This window comes from Blastopirellula sp. SH421 (genome assembly GCF_057808535.1).
This window is the reverse complement of record NZ_CM173712.1, coordinates 1,464,365-1,486,361: the sequence shown is the minus strand read 5'-3', so window position 1 is coordinate 1,486,361 and position 21,997 is coordinate 1,464,365. Positions and strand designations below refer to the sequence as shown.

The window sequence follows — 21,997 nt, the reverse complement described above, 5'->3', positions numbered from 1 at the left end:
TTCGGCATTTCACACTCCAATCAATGCAAAAAAACGCTAGTTTTCGAGCTCGAAGACCGGCTTATTATTGGAGCCTTGCACGATCTCCACTTCGAGTGGAGTTGTGCTGACGTCATGATAGGCCTTCGGGACTTGGATCGGCGGATCTGGACTGCCGCCATCAAGATGCGGCATCACGACGATGGTTACCTTGTGCTTGCCGAGAACGGCGCCGTCATGATGCGCGTAGGTCGAAACCTCAAAACTGCCATCTGCTTGAATCATCCCGCTGGCGGGGTTCCCCGCATTGTCGGGATGCATTTTCACGACGCCTTCTGACAGCGGCTGGCCACGAAAATGAACGACTCCATGGACAGGCGCCGTTTCAGGAAGTCCCGTATTTTTTTTAGCGCCGCAACCAAGGCTGCTCAAGACCAAACACATGCTCACTGGCAGAACAATCCGGTGAGCGAGACTAGCAACTTTACAATCCGCATTCATTGCCACTTTTCCTCTCGTCGACGCTTGACCAAATTCGTTGATGCTTATTAGAGATTGAATCCGCTGATCGGCAGACCATCCTTCGGATGCACCAAGCCTTGATAGACATCCAGAGCGATCGTCTCCGGCAAAAAGTGGACACTCCCATCGACTGATAGGCTATTAACGCCGCCAGGATGAAAACTGCTTGCTCCTAGCCCCTGTTTCCAACCATGCGTCGTCGCAGAACGCTTCCCCACTCCTCCATAAAAACTGAAGGGATAGTTCGGTCCATTCTCGGAAGTCCCTAATCCTTGAAAAGTCGCCCAGCCGGGCCAAGCATGAAATTCAGGAGTTGATTCAATCCAAAAAATTACGTTCGACGTTCCGTCGACCACATCACGCATCTTCAGCGCAGGGCCTTTACGTCGATCTCCCATCGCGAGGGGATAAGGATAGGTCGCCAAAGATAGGTCGTAATCCCTTCCCACCATCGTTTTGTAGGTGGTGACCCCGATTGGTTCATCACGCGGACACGTCGCAATCGGCGTACACCACGAGGTCCACAAATATTGAGCGGCCGTACTACTGACAGGGCCAGTCGGATCGCTAGGACAGACGTACGGCGGCATCGGCATCCGTGCGATATCAAGATTGGAGGGAGTTCCCGTCGTACTCGTAATCGGCAAATCCCAGCGCACCAGATCATGCACTGCTCCTTGCTCTAGAAACGGAAGAAGCATCACACGCTCCCCAAACCCGTTTGCTCCTTCGGTCGAACTATTGCCGGCGCCACCGCCATTCCACCAAAAAGGAATTTTGGGAAACGATAAAAAAGTATCGTGGTAGTTATGCAATCCCAGGCCAACCTGCTTCAAGTTGTTGCCACACTGAATTCGCCGAGCCGCCTCGCGAGCCTGCTGCACAGCCGGCAATAACAGGGCGATTAAGACGCCGATGATCGCAATCACCACCAACAGCTCTACCAAGGTAAACGCGTGACGATCACAGGATCGCCCCTTCATGATACATGCTGACATCACATACTTCCCCAAAATGACGGACTGATAAGATCATTGCATGATGAGAGTTTTAGCGCTGGGCTGCTCGCTGTTTTGATGGGTCTCAAGATTCTCCTTGAGCAGAATTTCGGCCGACTGACTACAGCCTCTTTCAGTGACTTTTCCAAAGTACCCCCTTGCCAAGACGATTGCAATAGGTTCGTACAACTTTCCAAAAAACACCTCCGAAAAACCTGGCCAACCGATCATCCGCCAGCTGTCTTCCAAAGATCCCCGCTCGCAAAAATGGCAATTAACAGCTGGTTTTTCAGAATCTACCGATCAACTCCCCATGAATCGCCTGCTTCCGCTGATTGACTAGTGCTTTCTAGCTGGTATTATCATGTACATACAACTTGTTCAAAATGGCGAACCAATGACCGTTCTCAATCTGAAAGAAATGACCGAACTTGCCGTTACGGATGAAGCGACAGGTCAGCCGAAGTACGAACAACTTCGTGATTACGTGGTCTCTCAGATCGAATCTGGCGCCCTGAAGTCAGGCGCTGCGCTGCCGTCCGAAAATCGTTTGGCCGAGAATCTGCAGATTGCCCGCAGCACGGTTCGCCAGGCATTGGCCGCACTAGAGCGGGATGGACTCGTGTTACGAGTCCACGGCAAAGGGACGTTTGTGCATGACGAAGCGAAGCAGCGACTACGCAAGTCGCAAGACCTGTTCGCGCTGATCGTGCCCGAAACCGAAACGGCGTTTTATCCTTCTCTGCAGCGAAGCTTTGAACGAGCAGCCGCCGAACTGCACAATCAGGTTGTCGTCTGCAACTCGAACAACGATATCGACAAGCAGGCTAGTGCAATCCTGCAACTGATCGACCTGCGCGTCTCCGGTGTCGCGGTCGTTCCCACGACCAATCCGCCGACGCCTGCATTTCATATTCGACAACTGCAGAAAAACAACATTCCGGTCGTCTGCTGTTCGCGACCTGTCCACGGCGTCCAAGCTCCACTGCTGGCAATACCCTTCGAAGAAGTTGGCCTGCGAGCTGGTGAAAAGATTCGCGAAGCAGCCCACCAACATGTCGCCTTCTTCGGCAGTTCTCACGGCATTGCGACCGATTCGTACGAGCGTGGGCTCCGTAAAGCGCTGGGCAACGACGTTCGCGTCGATGTCTTTATCGGATCAGGGCAGCCGACCAACTACACGGCGCTCGAACAAGAATGCTCGCAAGCAGTCGATACAATATTTAACAAACCAGAAACCCCCACCGCGATCTTCTGCGGCTTTGACTCACTCGCCGAGACGCTCTACATGCTACTAGCGCAGCGAGGTATTCGCGTTCCACAAGATGTATCACTCGTTGGATTCGGCGGAACGCACCGTGGCGGCGGACTCGCCAACCACTTGGCGTCGGTGACGATTGACGAAGTCGGCATGGGCGAACAAGCGATCGAGTTACTTTCTAAAATGCGGAAGGGGCAACTCCCCATTGATTCCAGCGAAGTTCGCCAGCTTCCCTTATCCTTTAACGCCGGCAGCACGCTCAGTTCAGCCAAAGCCACGTCGTAGCGACGCTTTGACACGCACTCTGGAAAATCGTACTTTGCATCGCCTCACCCAACATGCCGTACTCCTGCTGGCCCTCTTGTCAGCCGAGTGCATATTGCCCGCCGCAGAGCCAGCCTCCGCCTTTCAGCAAACCAAGATCGCGGCGCAATGTACTGCAATTTTGGTCGACTCGTTGCCAGCGCAGGGCGAGTGGAGTAGTGTCCATGCGGCGGAATACTTAATCCGCCTGAATGACACAACTCCGGTTCTGGCCGCATTTCGTCCGCAATCCGCCAGCGCAATGCCCCCCTACCGCATCGGAGTGTGGCGCGTACTCGCCCAGGCCGAATCGACGCTGAAATCCCGCAATCGATACATCCAACAGATTCGCGATGTGCTGCTCAACCTGCACGCCGAAGACCGCCTACACGCGATCGAATCGCTGGCCAAACTGCATGCCCCGATTACCTCGCCGACAGAGTTGGAAATTGTCCAACAGATGGCTGATTCGATCGACGAACCAGGACGCAGCTTTGCGCTCTGGCGATTGATCCAAGAAAAAAAGAGTCCCGAGCTTGTGCAGACCTTGCTTGGTGAGCTAGAAAGCTCCGTTGCTATCCAGCGTCTGCGAGCGGCGTTCGTGCTTGGCCAATTGAACGATCTGCAGCAGACAATTCAAATCAAAATAAAGAATATTTTCGTGATGGAACCGCGTGATTCGATCGCATTTCCCTATTTGGCGATCGCTGCCGGCGGCAAGCATCTTTCAGCGCTAGCGACATCCGAAAACCCCACCCACCAAGCATTGGCCCTCAAGGAATTGACGCAGCGCAACGTCAAGTTTCAGTACAACTTTGCAGAGGGGATTGCCGATCCGTCCCCTCTGGCGCTTCGCCAAGCGGCGGCGTTCGCCCTGCTTGCTGAACAACAAAAAAGCGACGTCCAACAGCACCAATAAATTCCGCAGGCGGGCATTCACTATCCCAGTCTTTCGCCTTCCTAAGCACAATCCGGCGAATCTCCGCCCCCTTCCCTTCAGGAAAAGCAACTCCCATGCGACGCAGCAAGGTCTTAAGCAAGATTCAAAATGACTCTCCCGCCTTTGGGATCGCTCTGCATCTGAACTCGCCGGATGTTTACGAAATGGCCGGGCTGATGGGCTTTGACGCGATCTGGCTCGACCTAGAGCATCATGCGACCAGCATAGAAACCGCTAGCCAGTTGATTCGCGCCGCGCGAGCCGGCGGCGCTGATGTCGTCGCTCGTCCGGCCAAAGGAGAGTTCATGCGAACGGCGCGGCTGCTAGAAGCCGGCGCCAACGGCATCATGTATCCGCGCTGTTGCTCGGCTGAGGAAGCCGCCGAACTGGTGCAATGGACCAAATTTGCACCAATGGGGCGGCGCGGTTGTGATGCGAGCGGCCCCGACGTTCCTTACCTATTGAATCCGCTTGCCGAATACTTAGTCGCAGCGAATCAAGAAACATTTCTGATTGTTCAAGTAGAGGACCCAGAAGCACTCGATCATGTGGACGCGATCGCCTCGGTTCCCGGCGTCGATATGTTGATGCTTGGCCCTGGCGACTTCTCCATCCTCTCTGGCATTCCTGGTCAATTCGACCATCCGCTTGTGCTTGCAGCACAAGAAAAAGTGATCCAAGCCTGTCAAAAAGCAGGCAAACCTTGGGCCGCGACCTGCGCTTCCATCGCTCAGGCCAAACAGTTTGCCGACCGTGGCGCGCGGATGCTGTTCCACGGCTGTGACATTGTCTTTGTCAAGCAAGCGCTCGACAAAATCCAGACCGACCTAGCGGCGACCTTTGATCAGCCGGCGCCACCTTCGCGAGACAACGGCGCCGCCAAACATTATCAGGAGACGCGTTAATGTCGTCCCTTTCGCATCATTTACTGATCGTCGGCGCTGGATCCATAGGACTTCGGCACTTGCGTTGTTTTTTGGCGAGCGAGAGAACCGCAGTTTCATTTGTCGAACCTCGACCGGAAGTCCGCACCAGCATCATTGCCGAGCACCCTACCGCCATCGGTTACGCATCACTGGAAGAAGCCTTGGATCAAGGCGAGTTCGATGCAGCGCTCATCGCAACACCAGCACCGATGCACGTTCCCCAAGCGCTGCAGCTACTTGATCGCGGGCTGCATCTACTGATCGAAAAGCCGCTGTGCCTGGATATCGCTTCCGCCGAAGTGCTGGCGACTGCGGCTCAGCAATCGAAGTCGGTCATCGGCGTCGCCTACGTTTATCGAGCCAACCCGTTGCTTGGTCAGATGCGTGACGCATTACTCTCAGGCGACTATGGCAAGCCAGTCGAACTGATTGCTTATGGGGGTCAAAATTTCCCCACTTATCGTCCCGCCTATCGTGAGACCTACTATCGCGATCATGCCAGCGGCGGCGGCGCTATTCAAGATGCGTTGACGCATGTCTTCAACGCCGCTCAATGGTTGATCGGCGACATGCAAAAGATTGTCGTAGACGCGGATCACCTGGTCCTGGATGGAGTCGACGTCGAAGACACTGTCCATGCAATCGCGCGACATTCTGGCGATATCATGGCCAGTTACACGCTCAATCAACATCAAGTCGCCAACGAGATGACGCTGACCGTCGTCTGCCAACGAGGCGTGTTGCGGTGGGAATCCAATCGGCATCGTTGGCGAATCGCGACCGAACCAGACGCGCCCTGGAAAGATATTCAACACGAGCCGCTGCAACGCGACGAGCTCTTCACACGTCAGGCGAACTCCTTTCTGGATGCGATAGAGGGCAAAACTTCCCCGCTTTGCAGCCTGGCCGCAGGGATCTCAACCCTGCGAGCGAATGTCGCGGCGCTCGACAGCTGGCGCAGCGGCGCCTGGCGATCCACCACCACATCTTGAACTGAAACAACATGTCCAATCTATTCTCCCTGCAAAACCGTACTGTTTTGCTAACCGGCGCCACTGGTTATCTGGGGTCCGCGATGGCCATCGGCCTGGCCGAAGCTGGCGCTAGCGTGGTTGTCAGCAGTCGCCGCATCGCCGAGGCCGCCGCGATTGCCGATGAACTGCCAACAGTCGGCGATGCTAAACATTACGCCGTCGAAATCGATCACCAAGAGGTCGATTCGCTGGAAAGCGGTTTCCAAAACGCGCTGTCGATCGCCGGCAAGCTCGACGTGCTAGTCGCCAACGGTCACGAGGCGACCGCCGCCGATTGGACCACGGCGACCCCAGAGCAATTTACGCGACAACTGCAAAACGCGACCGGCTACTTTCTGCTTGCGCGTCACCTGCATGACCATGTCACTGCGCGTGCGGGCCAGGGGAGCGTGATCTTTCTCGGCTCGATGTATGGCGTGGTCGGTTCCTATCCCGACGCCTACGCCGGCGTCGCACCTGCGAGCCCAGTCGCCTATCACGCCCTCAAGGGTGGATTGATCCAAATGACGCGTCACCTAGCGGTCTACTGGGCAAAACAGGGAGTGCGAGTCAATTGCCTATCACCGGGCCCCTTCCCTTCTGAAAAAGCGGCGCCTGCGATGGTGGAGAATCTATGCACCCACTCACCGATGGGACGAATGGGACGTCCTGAAGAACTGATTGGCCCGCTCGTCTTTCTGGCCAGCGACGCCGCGAGTTATGTCACCGGACAAAACCTGCTTGTCGATGGAGGTTGGACCGCATGGTAAACCGGTTTGAAATGGCGAAAGCGGAACTAGAGTCGACCCCTGCGTTGGTGATTGACCTGCCAACGGTCGAGCAAAATCTGCACAAACTGCACAGCTACGCGAAGCAGCATGACATCCAAGTTCGTCCCCATACGAAAACGCACAAGTCGCGACTCTTCGCGCGTATGCAGATTGAATGTGGAGCAAGCGGTCTGACAGTCGCCAAGCTGGGCGAAGCCGAAGTGATGGCGCTGGAGTCTAGTGATATCTTGATCGCCTATCCAGCGATTGATCCACATCGGCGTCAGCGCGTCGCCCAACTTGCGAAACAACATACGGTGCGCGTCGCGGTCGATTCGGCTTATGGAATTGCGGCACTCGCCGAGGCGGCAACAGCAGCAAATTCCACGATTGGCATTTTGATCGACGTCAACGTCGGCATGAACCGGACCGGAGTCTCAACATCGGACCAGGCGCTGCTGCTTGCCCAGCAAGTCGCTCAGGCAGGCAGGTCGTTACGCCTGGACGGCATTTTCTTTTACCCCGGTCACATCTGGCAACCAGCCAGCGAACAGGCCGAGCCGCTTCGCCAGGTCGATCAGATCCTCGCCAAAGTCATCACGCTGTGGCAAAGTCACGGCCTGACCGCCAATATCGTCTCTGGTGGCTCGACGCCGACTGCTTATCAATCGCATCAGATTGGCTCACAAACCGAGATCCGCCCCGGCACCAACATCTTTAACGACATGAACACGGTCCGCGCCGGTTACTGCAACCTGAACGAATGCGCCGCCGCATTCCTCTGCACTGTCGTCAGTTCGGCCGTTCCCGGCAAATGCGTGATCGACGCAGGCACTAAAACGCTGACCAGTGATCGCAACGTCACGCAACCCGATTCAGGCCATGGACACATCGTCGAGTACCCGCTGGCGCGGATCGTTCGCCTGAGCGAAGAACATGGCGAGATCGACCTCTCGGCCTGTGACTCGCAACCGCAAATCGGCGAGCGGATCACCGTAATCCCCAATCACATCTGCCCCTGCGTTAACTTACAAAACCAGCTTTATCTGCAAACACTGGAGCAGACGATCGCGACTACCGACGTCGACACGCGAGGAATGCTTTCATGAATCTCACCCCAGACAGACTGCGCGGCGTTTTGCCGGTCTTTCAAACTCCCTATCTCGATTCGGGCGAGATCGACTTTTCTACGCTCCAGCGCGAACTCGATTGGCTGCTCGAGTGCGGCGCCGATGGGATCGTCATGGCGATGGTTTCCGAAGTCCTGCGATTAACCACCGCCGAAAATCGCCTGCTGGCGACTCGCGTTTGCGAGCTAGTCGCCGATCGAGCTCCAGTCGTGATTAGCGTCGGCGGAGAATCGACAAAAATCGCCATCGAAAATTCCCAACATGCCCAGGGTGTCGGTGCGGCCGCTGTGATGGCGATTCCACCGGTATCGATCGGCGCCATGGAAGAGGAACTGCTTGCATACTACGAAGCAATCGTCCATGCGATCTCCCTTCCGGTCATTGTGCAGGACGCCAGCGGTTATGTCGGCAAGCCGATGTCGATCGCATTGCAAGCCGATTTGCTGCATCGCTTTGGTGCGGACCGGATTCTCTTCAAGCCCGAAGCGACTCCGATTGGTCCGCGACTCTCGGCCTTGCGCGACGCAACCGGCGGCAACGCTCCGATTTTTGAAGGAACCGGCGGGATTGCCTTGGTTGACAGTTATCGCCGAGGAATTGTCGGCACGATGCCTGGCGCCGATCTGATTCGCGGAATTATCGCACTTTATCGAGCGCTCGAAGTCGGTGATGAGCGTCGCATCTATCAGCTCTCGCTGCCGATCTCGGCGATCGTCGCCGCCCAACATAGCCTCGACGCATTTCTGGCGATCGAAAAGCATCTGCTTGTTCGGCAAGGAATCTTCAAAAACACGATTGTTCGCGGACCTGTCGCCTATCGCTTAGATCAGGAAACAATCTCTGAAATCGACCGCCTCTTTGACTTGCTCTGCGACGTACTGGAGAAATCGTGATCATCGACGTCCATAGCCACGTTTGGTCTTATCCACAGCACTTTACGGATGACTTCCGCCGCCAAGCGTCACGTGCTCGCAGCGGCGTCGAAGTCGACTTGACGGTTCGATTTGAAGATTATCGCGCCACGGCGCCAGACGATGTGCGCACCATCGTTTTTGGCGGCAAAGCACGACTTAGCGGCATGTGGGTTGATGATCAATCGGTCGCCGACTATGTCAACCAGCACCCCGACCAACTGATCGGTTTTCTCTCGGTCGATCCAACGCAGCCCGACTGGTTCGACGAGTTGCAACATGGACATCAAACGCTAGGCCTACGAGGAGTGAAACTCCTCTCGATGTACGCAGGCTTCCGTCCCGACAGCGAATTGCTCGATCCGCTCTGGCGTTATACCTCATCGCATGACTTGCCAGTCTTGCTGCACACCGGGACGACGTTCATCTCGCAAGCGCCACTCGATTGTACGTTGCCCCGCTATTTAGACCGGGTCGCCGCCCGGTATCCGCAACAGCGAATGATCCTCGCGCATCTAAGCCACCCCTACGAAGGAGAGTGCGTCGCGGTGATTCGCAAACACCAACACGTTTATGCCGATCTCTCAGCGCTACACTATCGCCCCTTTCAGCTGTACCAATCGCTGATGCTTGTGCAGGAATATGGGGTGTGGGAAAAAGTGCTGTTCGGTACCGACTATCCTTTTACCACGGTCAACGATTCGCTCGCCGGGATTCGTAATTTGAACTCCATGGTCACCGGGACCGGACTGCCGCGACTGGATGAGCAGAAAATCGAACAGATGATCTATCGTGATAGCCTGCCGCTGTTGAATCTATCTTAAAGAGTCGTGTAATGCACATTCGCACGGTCGGCGTCGTTGGCCTCGGTCTGATGGGACGCGGGATTTGCACCTCCCTGTTGGCCAACAACCTTCAAGTGGTCGCCTACGACATTGATCCTGCATGCTTCGCCGCCGCTCAAGATCACATTGCGACGGCGCTCGCAGAACTCGCCCGACATCCGGCGGACGCCGCAAAAATCCCAGCCGATTGGCAGCCCCACTTTCGACCGACTGCCGATCTTTCATCGCTCTGCGACTGCGACTTTGTGATCGAGAGCATCCCTGAAGAGCCCATCCTTAAACAGGAAACCATCGCAGCGCTGGAGCAAATCCTTTCCCGCAGCACGCCGATCGCCAGCAATACCTCGGCATTGCCGATTTCGCTACTCCAAGCACATTGCCAATTTCCGCAGCGGATCATCGGGATGCACTGGGCCGAACCTTGCCATTTGACCCGTTTCTTGGAGCTGATTCGCGGTACGCAAACCGATGACATAACCGCTGAGACAGCCGCTCTGCTCGGTCGAAAGCTACGCAAAGATCCGACCATCGTACAACGCGACGTTCCTGGCTTCATCGTCAATCGCCTTGCGTACGCGATGTATCGCGAGGCGTTCTGGCTGTTAGAAAACAACGTCGCTGACGTCGATACGATCGATCGCGCGTTCGTTAACGCGATCTCGGTCTGGGCTAATGTCGCCGGGCCGTTTCGTTGGATGGATCTCAGCGGCTTGCCTGCCTATGCCCAAGCGATGGGACGGCTATTTCCTGAACTGAGCCAAGCGACCGATACGCCTGCCAGCTTTCAAGCCATGATTGACGCGGGCGCCCGGGGAGTCACCAATGGACGTGGCTTTTATTCGTACACCGCGGAAGAAGCCGCCGCCTGGCGGGCTAAGCTGGTCGAAAATGTTCATGTAACCCGCCAACTATCCGAGGCCACCCAATCTACTATGAAGGATCTCGCGTGAGACCGATCTTCGACGCACATCTTGATCTTGCCTGGAATGCGCTCCATTGGAATCGCGACCTGACGCAGTCGCTGGACGACATGCGCCGTCACGAAACGCACATGACCGATCATCCGGCGCGTGGCCGCGGAACCGTGACGCTCCCCGAGATGAAACAGGCCGGCATCCAGGTCTGCCTAGGTACTGTACTGGTTCGATCGAAACCAGAAGTTTGTCCCGCCCCCGGCTTTTCGCGGATCGATCTTGATTTCCAAAATCAAACGATCGCTCACGCCGCCGGCATGGGGCAGTTGGCCTACTATCAAATGCTAGACAAGCTGGGGGCAATCAAACTGCTGCGGACAGCCGGCGACTTGCAGCACCACTTGGCTGCCGCTCTACAGGATCCTGCCGAGCCGATCGGCCTGATCCTCGCAATGGAAGGCGCCGATCCGATTCATTCGCCGCAACAAGCCGAATTTTGGTGGAATCATGGGCTCCGTTGCGTTTCGCTCTCACATTACGCACAAGGCCCTTACGCCCCCGGCACCGGCGTCTTTGGTCCGGTAACGGCGGCTGGTCGTGAACTGCTGTCAGAGTTCGCGCGACTCGGCATGATCGTTGACTTGACCCACTGCTCAGAGCCGGCGTTCTTTGAAGTGCTTGACTTGTTCCCCGGCGCAGTCTTGGCCAGTCACAATATGTGTCGAGAACTAGTCCCTGGTGATCGGCAATTTTCAGACGATCAAATCCGTGCTTTGATCGAGCGTGACGCCGTGATCGGGATGGCGTTTGACGCGTGGATGCTGCTTCCGGGCTGGGTTCGCGGCGAAAGCTCCCCCAAGTCGGTTTCGATCGCTGCGGCCGCCGATCACGTTGACCACATTTGCCAACTCGCCGGTAATGTTCGCCATGTCGGCATCGGCAGTGATCTTGACGGCGGTTTCGGCACCGAGCAAACGCCGTATGACCTGAAATCGATCGCTGACTTGCAATCTTTGTCGACAATATTGGCCGGCCGTGGCTACAGCAATGCCGATCTCGATGCGATCTTCCATGGCAACTATGTGCGACTTTTTCTAAGCAATTTGCCCAATAACTAAGGCAGACTCCGAAAAACACGAACATGCCCCAAGCCACACCCCCATACAGGCGGTGTGGCTTTTTTTTGGCCAAACTATTGCTGTCGACAAAATTAGCTGTATTCTGACTACATAAAGAACAGACGAAGAACTCTACCAATCCTTCCCAATGCCCGCCTGACTTCCACGGAGATCCCGATGACCTCGCGAATCCTGCCGATTAGTCTTCTCGCTGTCACTTGCTTCTGTTCGGCGTTGCTGGCCGATGCACCGCAAACGGTTCTGGTGCAAGAGGTCAGCCCCAACAATCCTCGAAATTCAGAAGGAGCGTTTGTTACGCGGAAAGATGGGTCGATTCTTTACATCTACACCCGATTTCAAGGCAAACAACACGGCGATAACGCCCTTGGCTATTTGGCAAGTTGCGTCTCCAAAGATGGCGGAACGACCTGGGAAGAGAACGATGAGCCGCTTGTCCCCAAGACCGGCAAAGAAAATGACATGTCGGTTTCGTTGCTTCGCTTGGCCGATGGCCGGATTGCGCTGTTCTATCTGGTCAAGCATTCGATCAAGGATTGCCGCTTGGCAATGCGAACCAGCAGTGATGAAGGAGCGACCTGGAGCGAACCGACCGACTGCATGCCAGGCGAAGACAATTATTTTGTGGTAAACAACGATCGCATTATTCAAACCAAATCGGGTCGCCTGATCGCGCCTGCCGCCAGTCATTACCGCGATGGCAAGTGGCAAGGCCCGGCGGATCTGGTTTGCTTTCTCTCGGACGACTCCGGAAAATCCTGGCGCCGCGGCGAACAGACGCTGACCGCGACGCGCGAAGATGGTCGCCGAATCGTGACTCAAGAACCAGGTGTCGTTGAACTCAATGACGGACGCATCTTATTCTGGAGCCGCGCCGATGGTGGATCCCAAGTCTATGGCTACTCCAGCGACGGCTGCGAGACCATCAGCCCATTGAAGCCCTGGAATTTTGCTAGTCCGCTGGCTCCGGCATCGATCAAACGGATTCCCTCTACCGGCGATTTAATTTTGATCTGGAACGACAACCCCGGCAAGCAGCGCTCACCACTCTCGGTAGCCATCTCCAGCGACGAAGGCCAAACCTGGACGCATCAGCAGACGCTCGAAAAAGATCCTCAAGGCTGGTACTGCTACACCGCAATCCATTTTGTCGACGACAACGTGTTGATCTCCTATTGGGATATGAACAAAAAGGGACTTGAAACCAAGTTCAAAAAATTCTCGCTGGACTGGCTCTACCAAACAACAAAGTAGGCCACTGCGAACAGCCTAACAACGCGTCGCGCAACTCGCATTCGCCGCAACGCCTTTGATCAATCAGGAAAGTAAACATGGCGACCGCCGAAAATCCTAATCCTGTCCGCGTCTCGGCGCGGCAAAAATGCTACGACGTATTGCGACGCATGTTGATCTGCGGGCAAATCTCGCCAGGTTCGCGACTGCCGGAAGTGGAATGGTCAGAGCGACTAGAAGTCCACCGCGGCGGCTTGCGTGAAGCGCTTGTGCTGCTCGAGCATGACGGGCTGCTAACGCTAGGAGAAAAGGGGGGCTTCTTTGCTCCGATTCTCGGCGATTTCGAGCTTGAAGAAATCATGCAGGCCCGCTGCGTTCTCGAGTCGGGCGCGATCAAGTTGATCACCGCGCGACAACTAAAAAAAGGAGCGTTTCAGCCGCTCACCGACATGTATGAAACGATGCAACGGTTGCATGAAGCCGATATCGAACTTGGCTTTTGCGAAGCAGACTTCATGTTCCACCAAACGTTAGTCGCTTTGTCGGGTAACTCGCGACTGATTCAAATGTATTCGCACTCGGCCCAGTTGATCTTCAACCTTTCGCCGGTCGATACGATCGATGTGGTCCGCAGTAAGCGTCAACAAACACTGAACGATCATCACGAACTTTGCCGTCTGATCATCGGCGGCGAAACAGACCAAGCGATTCAATTGTTGGAGCATCACATGTCTGCTCCGGCAACGGGAGAGCCTAAATAAAGTTCGATTCGATTTCTATCTCATGCACCTGCCCCTTTTCCCATTATTTCTTTTCCATAGTTACCTGCTCGGGAGACAGATCTCATGCTGGATATCAGATTCCTCAATCGACGTCGTGCGGCTGGCTTTACGCTGGTTGAGCTGTTGGTCGTTATCGCCATTATCGGCGTCTTGATCGCTTTGTTGCTGCCGGCAGTGCAGCAGGCCCGTGAAGCGGCGCGGCGCATGTCCTGCTCGAACAACTTAAAACAGCTTGGGTTGGCTCTGCATAACTATCACGACACGCATCAAGTTTTCCCCTACGGACGCAGCGGCGCTGTGGAAGGATCGACAGGGATCACCAATCCGCAAACCTATCGTTCCCAGACAGGCCTAACCGCACTACTGCCGTTTATCGAACAGCAAGCGATTTACAATACGATCGACTTTAACGCCGGACTGGGTGACGCCGTCAATTTTGGAAAATATCAACCTCGCATCGAAGCCTATCTGTGCCCCAGCAATCCGCAAGACGAAGGCTGCAGCTACACCGGCAGTATCGTCGGTGACGACGACGCCTGGGCGACACATTATGTTCCGGTGGCGCATAGCGGTCGCGATGGGACGGTTGCCCGAAATCAAACCAGTTCTATCGGCTACCGAAAAGATGGCCTCTTCTTCCTGAATTCTAAGAACGGTTTTCGCGATATTATTGACGGGACTACCAATACATTGGCCTTCGCCGAGAGCGTCGGCAACAAACCAGGCAGTCATCGCGTCTGGGCCTGGGGTGTGTATAGCGGTGGAATGGGAACATCGGGCGGGATTAACGCTAACTTTCCGAATCTCAGCGGCTGGGCATTCTCTGGCAGCGACGCATTCAATGGTCCCTCGAGCTATCATCCCGGCGGATGCCTAGCGATGCTTGCCGATGGTTCGGTTCGCTATATCCCCGAAACCATTCAACTTTCGACCCTGCTGGATCTAACGACCATCAAGGGAAGTGAAGTCATTGCAGAATTCTAAACGTTGAATTCGCTTATCCGGTTTGGCGTTTCATAGTTCGTTTACTCTGCTGTTGGAGGTTTTGCTAGTCATGAAATCACTCTTCCCTACCGCCGTCGCGGTATTACTTGCCATCGGTTGTAGCTCTGGCGATCCCAATATGATTCCGATTCAAGGATCGGTCTCCTATCAAGGGCAACCTATCGGCGACGGCTTCGTTCGTTTTGTCCCTGCGGCCGGCGTTGATGCGCCAGTTCGCATCGCGCAAGTCGTAGACGGCAGCTACGAACTTGCGGGAAGGTTCGCGCTAACTCCGGGCACCTATCAAATCCAAATCGAAGGCTTCGAGGGAGAAGACATGCCGGTCAGTGAGCCCGGCCAAGTGGTGGAACAACGTCGCCAGATCCTACCACCCCAGTACAACGCCAAGTCGAAAATTGATCCGCTCACGGTCAGTCTGGGTGATTCGCCAAAGGAACTCGATTTTGAACTCAAATAACCCGTACAGAATCGCTACGATGAAAACTCTCGCCCACCAGTTTTGCGCCGTCGCAACTATCGGCATGCTTCTGCTAGGAGCAGACCGCGTGACTGCCGAAGAACCAAAATCTCCTTGCGTTTCGGTCGTCAGTCGAGAGATCTCCGCCACGGCCTCACCTTACTATCGGGCAATTTATGCCGATACAAAACGGAATCGCTTAGTCAGCTCAAGTTGGCAATCGGATGACAACGGCGCAACCTGGTCGCCGATTCGCTCGCATCAGGCGTTGGCAAAGGGCTTAACTCCAGGCTTTCGTCGCAATCCGACCACGGCAACGCTTGATGAAAACCGCAATTGCGTGATCTCGATCGTCAACTCACTCGATACCCCAGAACTTGATCCAACCATCAGCGAACCCCCGATCGCTCAAAAGACCTACTACCTGCGATATCGCCTCTCAACCGATGGCGAAAAAAGCTGGCTGTGCGATGATCCGATCGTAAGCGTCGGCGACTTCGATGCACAGCATCCCTTTGCAGACCTTTGGATCGGCAAGAATGCGATTTATCTGGGAGACAATGGATGCGCACCCATCGTCACGCGTTCTGGTCGCGTGCTGGTTCCGGCGCAGATGACCGTTTTGGACAAGGCCGGCGAACTTTACAAACCGCCCAAGGCGCATACCTATACCGAAGCAGTCGTCTTGATCGGCGACTGGAACACCAAGGATCGACTAGCCTGGCAAATGTCACAGCGCGTGGTTGGTGATACCGCTCTGACCAGTCGCGGCCTGATCGAACCCACCATCGTCGAAGCGCCCGATGGGCGAATCTTAATGGTGATGCGAGGCAGCAATATGCATGACGCCAAAATCGCAGCGACCAAATGGTTCGCAATTTCAGCTGATGAAGGCGAAACCTGGAGCCAACCGCAGCGCTGGCAGTATGATGATGGCACAAGCTTTTTTTCACCGAGCAGCATGTCGGTGCTGCTGCGTCACAGCAGCGGTCGCATCTTTTGGGTCGGCAATATCACGCCCGAAAATCCTGATGGCAACCTGCCGCGATTTCCGCTGGTGATCGGCGAGGTCGATCCGCAATCACTGCAATTGATTCGGTCAAGCGTGGTCATTGTAGATCAAAAGTTGAAAGCGGATGAAAGCCAAGGCAGACTCGACCTGTCGCATGTTCATCTGATGGAAGATCGCGAGAGCGGCGAGTTGATCCTGACCTATCCCAGAGCACACCAAAGTTATACCCAACGCGAATTTGCACTTCTCCGCTTAGCGGTCTCGCAAAACTAGGGCTTGACTCTTACCCGCTCCTAAAATGAATTTCGCAACCCTGAACAGCAAAGCAAACTTTCTGATGCATACGCGTCTAATTTCCGCTATTTGCACTCCTCTCCATTCCAATGGAGATCTTCATGTCGCAGGCTTGGCCGCACATATTGAAGCACAAATCAGCGCCGGCATCGATGGTCTGTTGGTCGCCGGTACGATGGGGCTGATGCAATTGCAGACCGATGCGACCTACGAGCAATTGGTGAACGAAAGCGTCAGCATCACCAGTGGACGGACCGAAATCTGGGTCGGCGTTGGGGACGCCAGCTATCACCGTACTTTGGCGCGGATTCGAATCGCCGAACGTCAACCGGTCGACGGACTCGTAATCCTCACTCCCTACCTGATGAAGTTCACCGAGCAAGAGCTGCTCAGCTATTACCTGCAACTTGCCGACGCCGCTAACAAGCCGTTGTTCCTGTACGACTTGCCCGGGCTGACCGGCACGGCTCTCTCGATGGAATTAATTGAGCAGGTCATCGCCCACCCCAACGTGCATGGTCTCAAGTGTACGCGCGACTGGCAGTGGACGACCGATCTGTGGGAACGCTTTGGCGGACAAACGCGTATTGTTCCTGCGCAGCCAGAGCGTGTCGCGGACCTGATTCGCCTGGGAGTGCCTGACAATCTGGACGGACTGTTTGCGATCTTTCCCAATCAGAGTCGCGCCTTGGCCGATGCGGCCGATCAAGGTCAATGGGAAGCAGCAGCCGAACTGCAAAGCGATCTATGCAGCTTCCTAGAGCTTGCTCGCGCCAACAAACTGTTTGGCGCCGTGACCAGTATCTTAAACGCGCTCGGCGTTTCAGGCTTGATGGCCCCAGCGCCTTACGCTCAGTTGACCAGCGCGGAAGAGGAGCAGTTGCTCGGTCACGCGACGATCCGCCGTTTGATTGACAACGAACTGCAACTCTCCGTCGCGCAATCGAGCTAAACCACGGAGCCTATTTTGAAGTCTTCCCAATCCACGATTCTCAGTCTTGTTCCGCTTTTGCTATCCAGCGCGGCTGGTATCGCTTGCGCTCAAGAATCGGCCGCCGAAGTCGCCTCCTTGGTCACAGCTCCGAGCTTCGGCTGGCTCAATTGGAGCGTACTGATCCTCTATCTGGCTGCAATGGTCGGAATCGGCGGTTATTTTTCGCGCAGTGAAACAACGGGAGAAGACTACTTTTTGGCCGGTGGACGCATCCCATGGTGGGCGGCGGGAATTTCGATCTACGGCACGCAACTCTCGGCGATCACCTTCATGGCCGTCCCAGCGATTGCGTTTACTCCCGGCGGCGATTGGACCAAGATTGTCGGCGGCTGGACCACGCTGCTTATGGCTCCGCTGATCATTTACTGCTATCTGCCGCTGTTTCGGCGACTCAAAGTACAGACCGCTTATCAGTATCTAGAGCAGCGATTTCATCTATCGGTCCGTTTGATTGCGAGCTTGATCTTTATCGCGTTCCAAGTCGGACGAATGGGAATCGTCTTGTTGCTTCCTGCCGTCGCCATCGCGGCGGTGACCGGCTGCAATGTACTGGTCGCAGTGATCTTGATGGGGACGCTGGCGACGATTTATACGGTGCTCGGTGGTATCGAAGCGGTGATCTGGACCGATGTCGTTCAGGTGATCGTGCTCATCGGCGGCGCGCTGCTGTGTTTGGGAGTCTCGATCTTCGCTATCGGCGGACCAGCGCCGTTGTACGACATCGCCAGTTCGGCCGACAAGCTGACGATCTTCACCTGGTCGACAACTCCCAGCGAACCTTCGACCTGGGTATTGGTGGTCGGATTTTTCTTTATCAATCTGATCGCCTATACCACGGATCAAACAGTCGTCCAGCGTTACATGACCACACCGGACGAAAAATCGGCTGCACGTAGCATTTGGCTGAACGGCCTGATGACTATTCCCACCGGAATTTTGTTTTTGCTGCTTGGGACGTCGCTTTGGGCCTTCTATCAACAACAGCCAGAAGTCGCGGTGCCTGAAAATGTCGATCAGATAGTACCCTGGTTTGTGATGCATCAACTTCCAGCCGGTGTCGCGGGGCTAGTGATCGCAGCAATTTTCGCCGCCGCGATGAGCTCGCTTGACTCTAGCATGAACTCCATTGCTTCAGCGGTGGTCAATGACTTTTGGCTACGCCTAGCAGGCCCCGCCCAACCGGCGACCGAGATTCGGGTCGCCCGCTTGATAACGCTTATGATTGGCCTGCTCGGCACTTCGATGGCGTTATTAATGGCAGTCATGAACATCACGTCGTTGTTCGACTATTTCAACTTGATGCTCGGCATGCTGGGAGGCGGGCTTTCCGGCATCTTTCTGCTGGCGGTATTCACCACACGCGCCCATTGGATCGGTGCTTTGATCGGTCTCGCATCAGGAGCATCTGCGACCGCGTATGTGCAACTGGACTCGTCGCTCCACGTCTACTTGGCAGGCGCCGCCGGCACGCTGACCTGCCTGATTGTGGGATATGCCGTGAGCTGGATCATTCCTTTGCCGCAGCATTCCTTGAAAGGTCTGACCATCCATACGATCGCTCCGCGTCACGCCGAACCATCAACAGAACCTGACCCAGCACTCGATTCGGCCAATTGCTCCCCCTCCTCCATTCTCGATACTTCGGTTGGCTGATGCTGCACTCCATTGAAATCGCTGGCGCCACCCATGGTCCGCATCTGCTGATCTTGGCCGGCATCCATGGCGATGAGTATGAACCGATCGCCGCTGTTCGCCGCTTGGCCGAGCAGATCGATCCGCGCCAGTTGCGTGGGATTGTCACACTGGTTCCGATCGCTAATTATCCGGCGTTCGTTTGTCGTAGTCGCACCGGACCGGACCACTTGGATCTTGCCCGCACGTTCCCCGGCTCGCACAATGGCAAGCCGACCGAACAAATTGCCGATGCGGTCAACGGACTGATTGAAGCCGCCGACTATTTGATCGATCTGCACACCGGCGGCCTAGCGCTCGAGATCTCTCCACTGGTCGGCTATATGCTGGTCTCCGAGGCCGAGACCCTTCAAAAGCAGCGACTGATGGCCCATGCATTTGGAATGCCGATTGTCTGGGGAACTTCTGCAAGCCTAGAGGGCCGCTCGCTCTCTGCCGCTCGCGACGCCAACGTTCCGGCGATCTATGCCGAATGGGGCGGAGGAGGAGGCTGCAATCCTAACGGCGTCGCCGCCTATGTCGCTGGCTGTTTGCAAGTGATGGCCGCGCTCAAGATGCTCGCCGAGCCGCCGCAACCGATCGAGATCCAGCGTTATGTAATCGAAGATACTCGCGAGGCCAGTGGGCATTTGCAAATCAACTATCCTGCTCCGGTGGCAGGTTACTTTGAAGGTATGGCAGCACTCAATACGATGCTGTTTCCCGGTGATGAGATCGGCTGCATCTATGATCCGCTGACCCTACAGCCAACGCCGATACTCGCCACGCAGCGAGGCCGCTTGATCACGCGCCGCGTCTTACCGGCTGTCGATGCCGGCGACTGCTTGGCCGTGATTCTAGAGGATCCCACGGATACAGGTGATGCCTAATGCACAATCGTCCCGTAGCAATAATTACTGGCGCATCACAAGGCTTGGGGGCTGAAACAGCGTTGGAGTTCGCGCGTCGCGGGCACGACTGCGTGCTGATCGCTCGGAACGAGGCACGGCTGCAAGCGATTGCCGCAGAGATCCAATCGCTCGGCAGGCAGTCCATGATCTGCGCCGGAGACCTCAGCGATCTCGACTTCGCCCAAGCTGCGGTCGAGGGCTGTCTGAACCAATTTGGGCGAATCGACGTGCTGATCAATAACGCCGCTTGGCGGAATATCGGCACAATGCGAACGATGAAAGTCGACGAGTGGGACAAGACGCTGCGAATCTGTTTGACGGCGCCCGCGTTTCTCGCCAAATGGTGTGCGGCCGCGATGGAAAAAAACCGTCGCGGCGTGATTTTGAATATCTCCAGCATTCAAGCGAAGCTGGCGCCCGGCATTTGTCCCGCCTATGTCACCGCCAAGGGAGGTCTCGACTCTCTGACGTATGAATTAGCCGCGTTGTACGGCCCTGTCGGCGTGCGTGTACTCAGTCTTAATTTGGGCGGGGTAAATACAGAGTTGAGCGCGGATTATATCAGTACCGATGGAGAAAACATCAGCCAACTCCTGCAAAACTATGCGGTAGATATGATTCCGCTGGGCCGCTTTGCACAAGCTGACGAGATCGCACGGTCGATCGCGATGTTGGCAAGCGATGACGCCAGCTATATGACCGGCGCTTGCATTGAGATCGACGGCGGCTGGTTCCATCAGGCGACTCCCTATTCGCTAAAACAGCGACAGTTCCCCCAAGATTTCCCTGCCTCCTAAATTGGCTCAGCAGAACCCACCCACGATGTCACATCTAACGCTTGGTGAAGGTAATACGCCGCTCGTCCGTTCGCAGCGCATCGGCCCTGCACTGGGGCTGAAGAATCTGTACTTCAAACTAGAAACAGTCAATCCAACCGGATCGTACAAAGATCGTTTTGCTGCAGCGGCAATTGCTGACATGCAGCGACACGGCAAACGACGCGTGATCGCCACTTCTAGCGGCAACACCGGCTCGGCGCTGGCCGCGTATGCTGCGGCGGCAGGGATGGATTGTATGATTGCAGTAGTCGATGGGGCGCCTTCAGGCAAGTTGCGACAGATGATGGCCTATGGCGCGGATATCAAAAAGATCCACGGCTTCGGCCATGACGCGCAGATCACCCAGGCGACCTTCGATTTGTTGCAGCAACTGGGAGATCAACCTGATGCCCAACTTCAAATCAGCGCCTATCACTATAGTCCGATCGGGATGAGCGGCGTCGAGGCGATTGGCCGCGAAATCGCGACCCAACTTGCCGATATCAACCAACAAGCCAATCATATTTTCTCCTGTGCAGGCGGAGGGGGACTGACGTTGGCTGTCGCTCGCGGATTTCGTAACGCGATTTCAACGCTAGATCCTGACGCAACTCCCCAAATCCATTGCGTGCAACCAAGCGGCAATAACACGATCGCCGGCCCATTGCGCGACGGTTTAGATCATGCCCAAGCCACCATCTGCACCACCAAAATCAGCGGACTCCAGGTTGCTTCGGTAATTGACGGAGATGCAGTAATCGCCGCTTGTCGTGCAAGCGGAGGGACCGGATGGCTGGTGGAAGACCCCCTCATCTACGAGTCGCAACGCGACTTAGCTCGCCTAGAAGGGATCTTTGCAGAACCTGCCGCCGCCGTACCGCTGACAGGTTTAAAACAGGCGATCGCCGCCGGCAACGTTTGGCCGGATGCGACGATCGTATGCTTGGTTACAGGCACCGGATTCAAAGATCTCGCTTCGATCGATGCGATGTTAGAACAAGCCGATTGTCCGACGATTTCGCTGGAACAGTTCCAAGAGCTTTACCATGTGAGCCCGCGACCTTAAACGACTCTCCCCCTCCTCTTTTTGGATCGTTTTCGATGCGAACCGCCAACTGCATTACAATCCCTACTTTAATCCTCCTCGGCTTCTCAACCGCCGCCGCCGAAAA

22 protein-coding genes are annotated in these 21,997 nt (G+C 55.6%); 20 read left to right on the top strand and 2 right to left on the bottom strand.

Annotation, left to right across the window (positions count from 1 at the left end):
• Positions 1–36 precede the first annotated feature (36 nt).
• Both SH421x_RS06130 and SH421x_RS06125 read right to left on the bottom strand, forming a co-directional pair.
• Positions 37–480 carry a hypothetical protein gene (locus SH421x_RS06130; protein WP_488854521.1) on the bottom strand — a complete coding sequence of 148 codons (444 nt, stop codon included), beginning with the start codon at positions 478–480 and terminating at the stop codon, positions 37–39.
• A gap of 47 nt (positions 481–527) precedes the next feature.
• The gene (locus SH421x_RS06125; protein ID WP_488854520.1) at positions 528–1,499 is read right to left on the bottom strand and encodes a DUF1559 domain-containing protein; all 972 of its coding nucleotides are present in this window, start codon (positions 1,497–1,499) and stop codon (positions 528–530) included.
• Positions 1,500–1,896: 397 nt separating this feature from the next.
• Between SH421x_RS06125 and SH421x_RS06120 the strand changes: the two genes are divergently transcribed.
• The 20 genes from SH421x_RS06120 to SH421x_RS06025 all read left to right on the top strand — a co-directional run bounded on the left by SH421x_RS06120 (position 1,897) and on the right by SH421x_RS06025 (position 21,891).
• A complete protein-coding gene (locus tag SH421x_RS06120; RefSeq protein ID WP_488854519.1) occupies positions 1,897–3,045 on the top strand; it encodes a GntR family transcriptional regulator in 1,149 nt (382 codons plus the stop codon).
• Between the two features lie 34 nt (positions 3,046–3,079).
• On the top strand, positions 3,080–3,982 hold the full coding sequence (locus tag SH421x_RS06115; RefSeq protein ID WP_488854518.1) for a hypothetical protein: 903 nt from the start codon (positions 3,080–3,082) through the stop codon (positions 3,980–3,982).
• A gap of 95 nt (positions 3,983–4,077) precedes the next feature.
• Positions 4,078–4,908 carry an HpcH/HpaI aldolase family protein gene (locus SH421x_RS06110; RefSeq protein ID WP_488854517.1) on the top strand — a complete coding sequence of 277 codons (831 nt, stop codon included), beginning with the start codon at positions 4,078–4,080 and terminating at the stop codon, positions 4,906–4,908.
• On the top strand, positions 4,908–5,921 hold the full coding sequence (locus SH421x_RS06105) for a Gfo/Idh/MocA family protein (RefSeq protein ID WP_488854516.1): 1,014 nt from the start codon (positions 4,908–4,910) through the stop codon (positions 5,919–5,921). The genes SH421x_RS06110 and SH421x_RS06105 overlap by 1 nt, the downstream gene beginning before the upstream one ends.
• An 11-nt stretch (positions 5,922–5,932) precedes the next feature.
• Complete coding sequence (locus SH421x_RS06100) at positions 5,933–6,712, top strand: SDR family oxidoreductase (RefSeq protein ID WP_488854515.1); 780 nt, start codon at positions 5,933–5,935, stop codon at positions 6,710–6,712.
• A complete protein-coding gene (locus tag SH421x_RS06095) occupies positions 6,706–7,821 on the top strand; it encodes a D-TA family PLP-dependent enzyme (RefSeq protein ID WP_488854514.1) in 1,116 nt (371 codons plus the stop codon). The genes SH421x_RS06100 and SH421x_RS06095 overlap by 7 nt, the downstream gene beginning before the upstream one ends.
• The gene (locus SH421x_RS06090) at positions 7,818–8,735 is read left to right on the top strand and encodes a dihydrodipicolinate synthase family protein (RefSeq protein WP_488854513.1); all 918 of its coding nucleotides are present in this window, start codon (positions 7,818–7,820) and stop codon (positions 8,733–8,735) included. The genes SH421x_RS06095 and SH421x_RS06090 overlap by 4 nt, the downstream gene beginning before the upstream one ends.
• A complete protein-coding gene (locus SH421x_RS06085; RefSeq protein WP_488854512.1) occupies positions 8,732–9,577 on the top strand; it encodes an amidohydrolase family protein in 846 nt (281 codons plus the stop codon). Before SH421x_RS06090 ends, SH421x_RS06085 begins: the two co-directional genes overlap by 4 nt.
• A gap of 11 nt (positions 9,578–9,588) precedes the next feature.
• A complete protein-coding gene (locus SH421x_RS06080; RefSeq protein ID WP_488854511.1) occupies positions 9,589–10,548 on the top strand; it encodes a 3-hydroxyacyl-CoA dehydrogenase family protein in 960 nt (319 codons plus the stop codon).
• Positions 10,545–11,630, top strand: a complete 1,086-nt coding sequence (locus SH421x_RS06075; protein WP_488854510.1) for a dipeptidase — start codon at positions 10,545–10,547, stop codon at positions 11,628–11,630. Before SH421x_RS06080 ends, SH421x_RS06075 begins: the two co-directional genes overlap by 4 nt.
• A gap of 177 nt (positions 11,631–11,807) precedes the next feature.
• A complete protein-coding gene (locus tag SH421x_RS06070) occupies positions 11,808–12,902 on the top strand; it encodes an exo-alpha-sialidase (RefSeq protein ID WP_488854509.1) in 1,095 nt (364 codons plus the stop codon).
• Between the two features lie 77 nt (positions 12,903–12,979).
• On the top strand, positions 12,980–13,642 hold the full coding sequence (locus SH421x_RS06065) for a GntR family transcriptional regulator (protein ID WP_488854508.1): 663 nt from the start codon (positions 12,980–12,982) through the stop codon (positions 13,640–13,642).
• An 84-nt stretch (positions 13,643–13,726) separates the two neighbouring features.
• Entirely contained in the window at positions 13,727–14,647 is a 921-nt protein-coding gene (locus SH421x_RS06060; RefSeq protein WP_488854507.1) for a DUF1559 family PulG-like putative transporter, read from the top strand.
• 70 nt (positions 14,648–14,717) lie between these two features.
• Positions 14,718–15,125 carry a hypothetical protein gene (locus tag SH421x_RS06055; protein ID WP_488854506.1) on the top strand — a complete coding sequence of 136 codons (408 nt, stop codon included), beginning with the start codon at positions 14,718–14,720 and terminating at the stop codon, positions 15,123–15,125.
• Positions 15,126–15,144: 19 nt separating this feature from the next.
• Complete coding sequence (locus tag SH421x_RS06050) at positions 15,145–16,410, top strand: sialidase family protein (protein WP_488854505.1); 1,266 nt, start codon at positions 15,145–15,147, stop codon at positions 16,408–16,410.
• 64 nt (positions 16,411–16,474) lie between these two features.
• Positions 16,475–17,383, top strand: coding sequence for a dihydrodipicolinate synthase family protein (locus SH421x_RS06045; protein WP_488854504.1), 909 nt, complete (start codon positions 16,475–16,477; stop codon positions 17,381–17,383).
• Positions 17,384–17,398: 15 nt separating this feature from the next.
• A complete protein-coding gene (locus SH421x_RS06040; protein ID WP_488854503.1) occupies positions 17,399–19,078 on the top strand; it encodes a sodium:solute symporter family protein in 1,680 nt (559 codons plus the stop codon).
• Positions 19,078–19,986 (top strand): succinylglutamate desuccinylase/aspartoacylase family protein, encoded by a 909-nt coding sequence (locus SH421x_RS06035; RefSeq protein ID WP_488854502.1) that lies wholly within the window; start codon positions 19,078–19,080, stop codon positions 19,984–19,986. Before SH421x_RS06040 ends, SH421x_RS06035 begins: the two co-directional genes overlap by 1 nt.
• Positions 19,986–20,804 carry an SDR family NAD(P)-dependent oxidoreductase gene (locus SH421x_RS06030; RefSeq protein WP_488854501.1) on the top strand — a complete coding sequence of 273 codons (819 nt, stop codon included), beginning with the start codon at positions 19,986–19,988 and terminating at the stop codon, positions 20,802–20,804. Before SH421x_RS06035 ends, SH421x_RS06030 begins: the two co-directional genes overlap by 1 nt.
• 25 nt (positions 20,805–20,829) lie before the next feature.
• Positions 20,830–21,891, top strand: a complete 1,062-nt coding sequence (locus SH421x_RS06025) for a pyridoxal-phosphate dependent enzyme (protein ID WP_488854500.1) — start codon at positions 20,830–20,832, stop codon at positions 21,889–21,891.
• The last annotated feature ends 106 nt before the right edge of the window (positions 21,892–21,997 follow it).

Coding starts and splice junctions, on each gene's coding strand:
- SH421x_RS06070 (WP_488854509.1), top strand. CDS start 11,808: ATGACCTCGCGAATCCTGCCGATTAGTCTTCTCGCTGTCACTTGCTTC.
- SH421x_RS06130 (WP_488854521.1), bottom strand. CDS start 480: ATGAATGCGGATTGTAAAGTTGCTAGTCTCGCTCACCGGATTGTTCTG.
- SH421x_RS06095 (WP_488854514.1), top strand. CDS start 6,706: ATGGTAAACCGGTTTGAAATGGCGAAAGCGGAACTAGAGTCGACCCCT.
- SH421x_RS06050 (WP_488854505.1), top strand. CDS start 15,145: ATGAAAACTCTCGCCCACCAGTTTTGCGCCGTCGCAACTATCGGCATG.
- SH421x_RS06035 (WP_488854502.1), top strand. CDS start 19,078: ATGCTGCACTCCATTGAAATCGCTGGCGCCACCCATGGTCCGCATCTG.
- SH421x_RS06060 (WP_488854507.1), top strand. CDS start 13,727: ATGCTGGATATCAGATTCCTCAATCGACGTCGTGCGGCTGGCTTTACG.
- SH421x_RS06110 (WP_488854517.1), top strand. CDS start 4,078: ATGCGACGCAGCAAGGTCTTAAGCAAGATTCAAAATGACTCTCCCGCC.
- SH421x_RS06090 (WP_488854513.1), top strand. CDS start 7,818: ATGAATCTCACCCCAGACAGACTGCGCGGCGTTTTGCCGGTCTTTCAA.
- SH421x_RS06100 (WP_488854515.1), top strand. CDS start 5,933: ATGTCCAATCTATTCTCCCTGCAAAACCGTACTGTTTTGCTAACCGGC.
- SH421x_RS06080 (WP_488854511.1), top strand. CDS start 9,589: ATGCACATTCGCACGGTCGGCGTCGTTGGCCTCGGTCTGATGGGACGC.
- SH421x_RS06025 (WP_488854500.1), top strand. CDS start 20,830: ATGTCACATCTAACGCTTGGTGAAGGTAATACGCCGCTCGTCCGTTCG.
- SH421x_RS06045 (WP_488854504.1), top strand. CDS start 16,475: ATGCATACGCGTCTAATTTCCGCTATTTGCACTCCTCTCCATTCCAAT.
- SH421x_RS06125 (WP_488854520.1), bottom strand. CDS start 1,499: ATGTCAGCATGTATCATGAAGGGGCGATCCTGTGATCGTCACGCGTTT.
- SH421x_RS06105 (WP_488854516.1), top strand. CDS start 4,908: ATGTCGTCCCTTTCGCATCATTTACTGATCGTCGGCGCTGGATCCATA.
- SH421x_RS06055 (WP_488854506.1), top strand. CDS start 14,718: ATGAAATCACTCTTCCCTACCGCCGTCGCGGTATTACTTGCCATCGGT.
- SH421x_RS06065 (WP_488854508.1), top strand. CDS start 12,980: ATGGCGACCGCCGAAAATCCTAATCCTGTCCGCGTCTCGGCGCGGCAA.
- SH421x_RS06120 (WP_488854519.1), top strand. CDS start 1,897: ATGACCGTTCTCAATCTGAAAGAAATGACCGAACTTGCCGTTACGGAT.
- SH421x_RS06030 (WP_488854501.1), top strand. CDS start 19,986: ATGCACAATCGTCCCGTAGCAATAATTACTGGCGCATCACAAGGCTTG.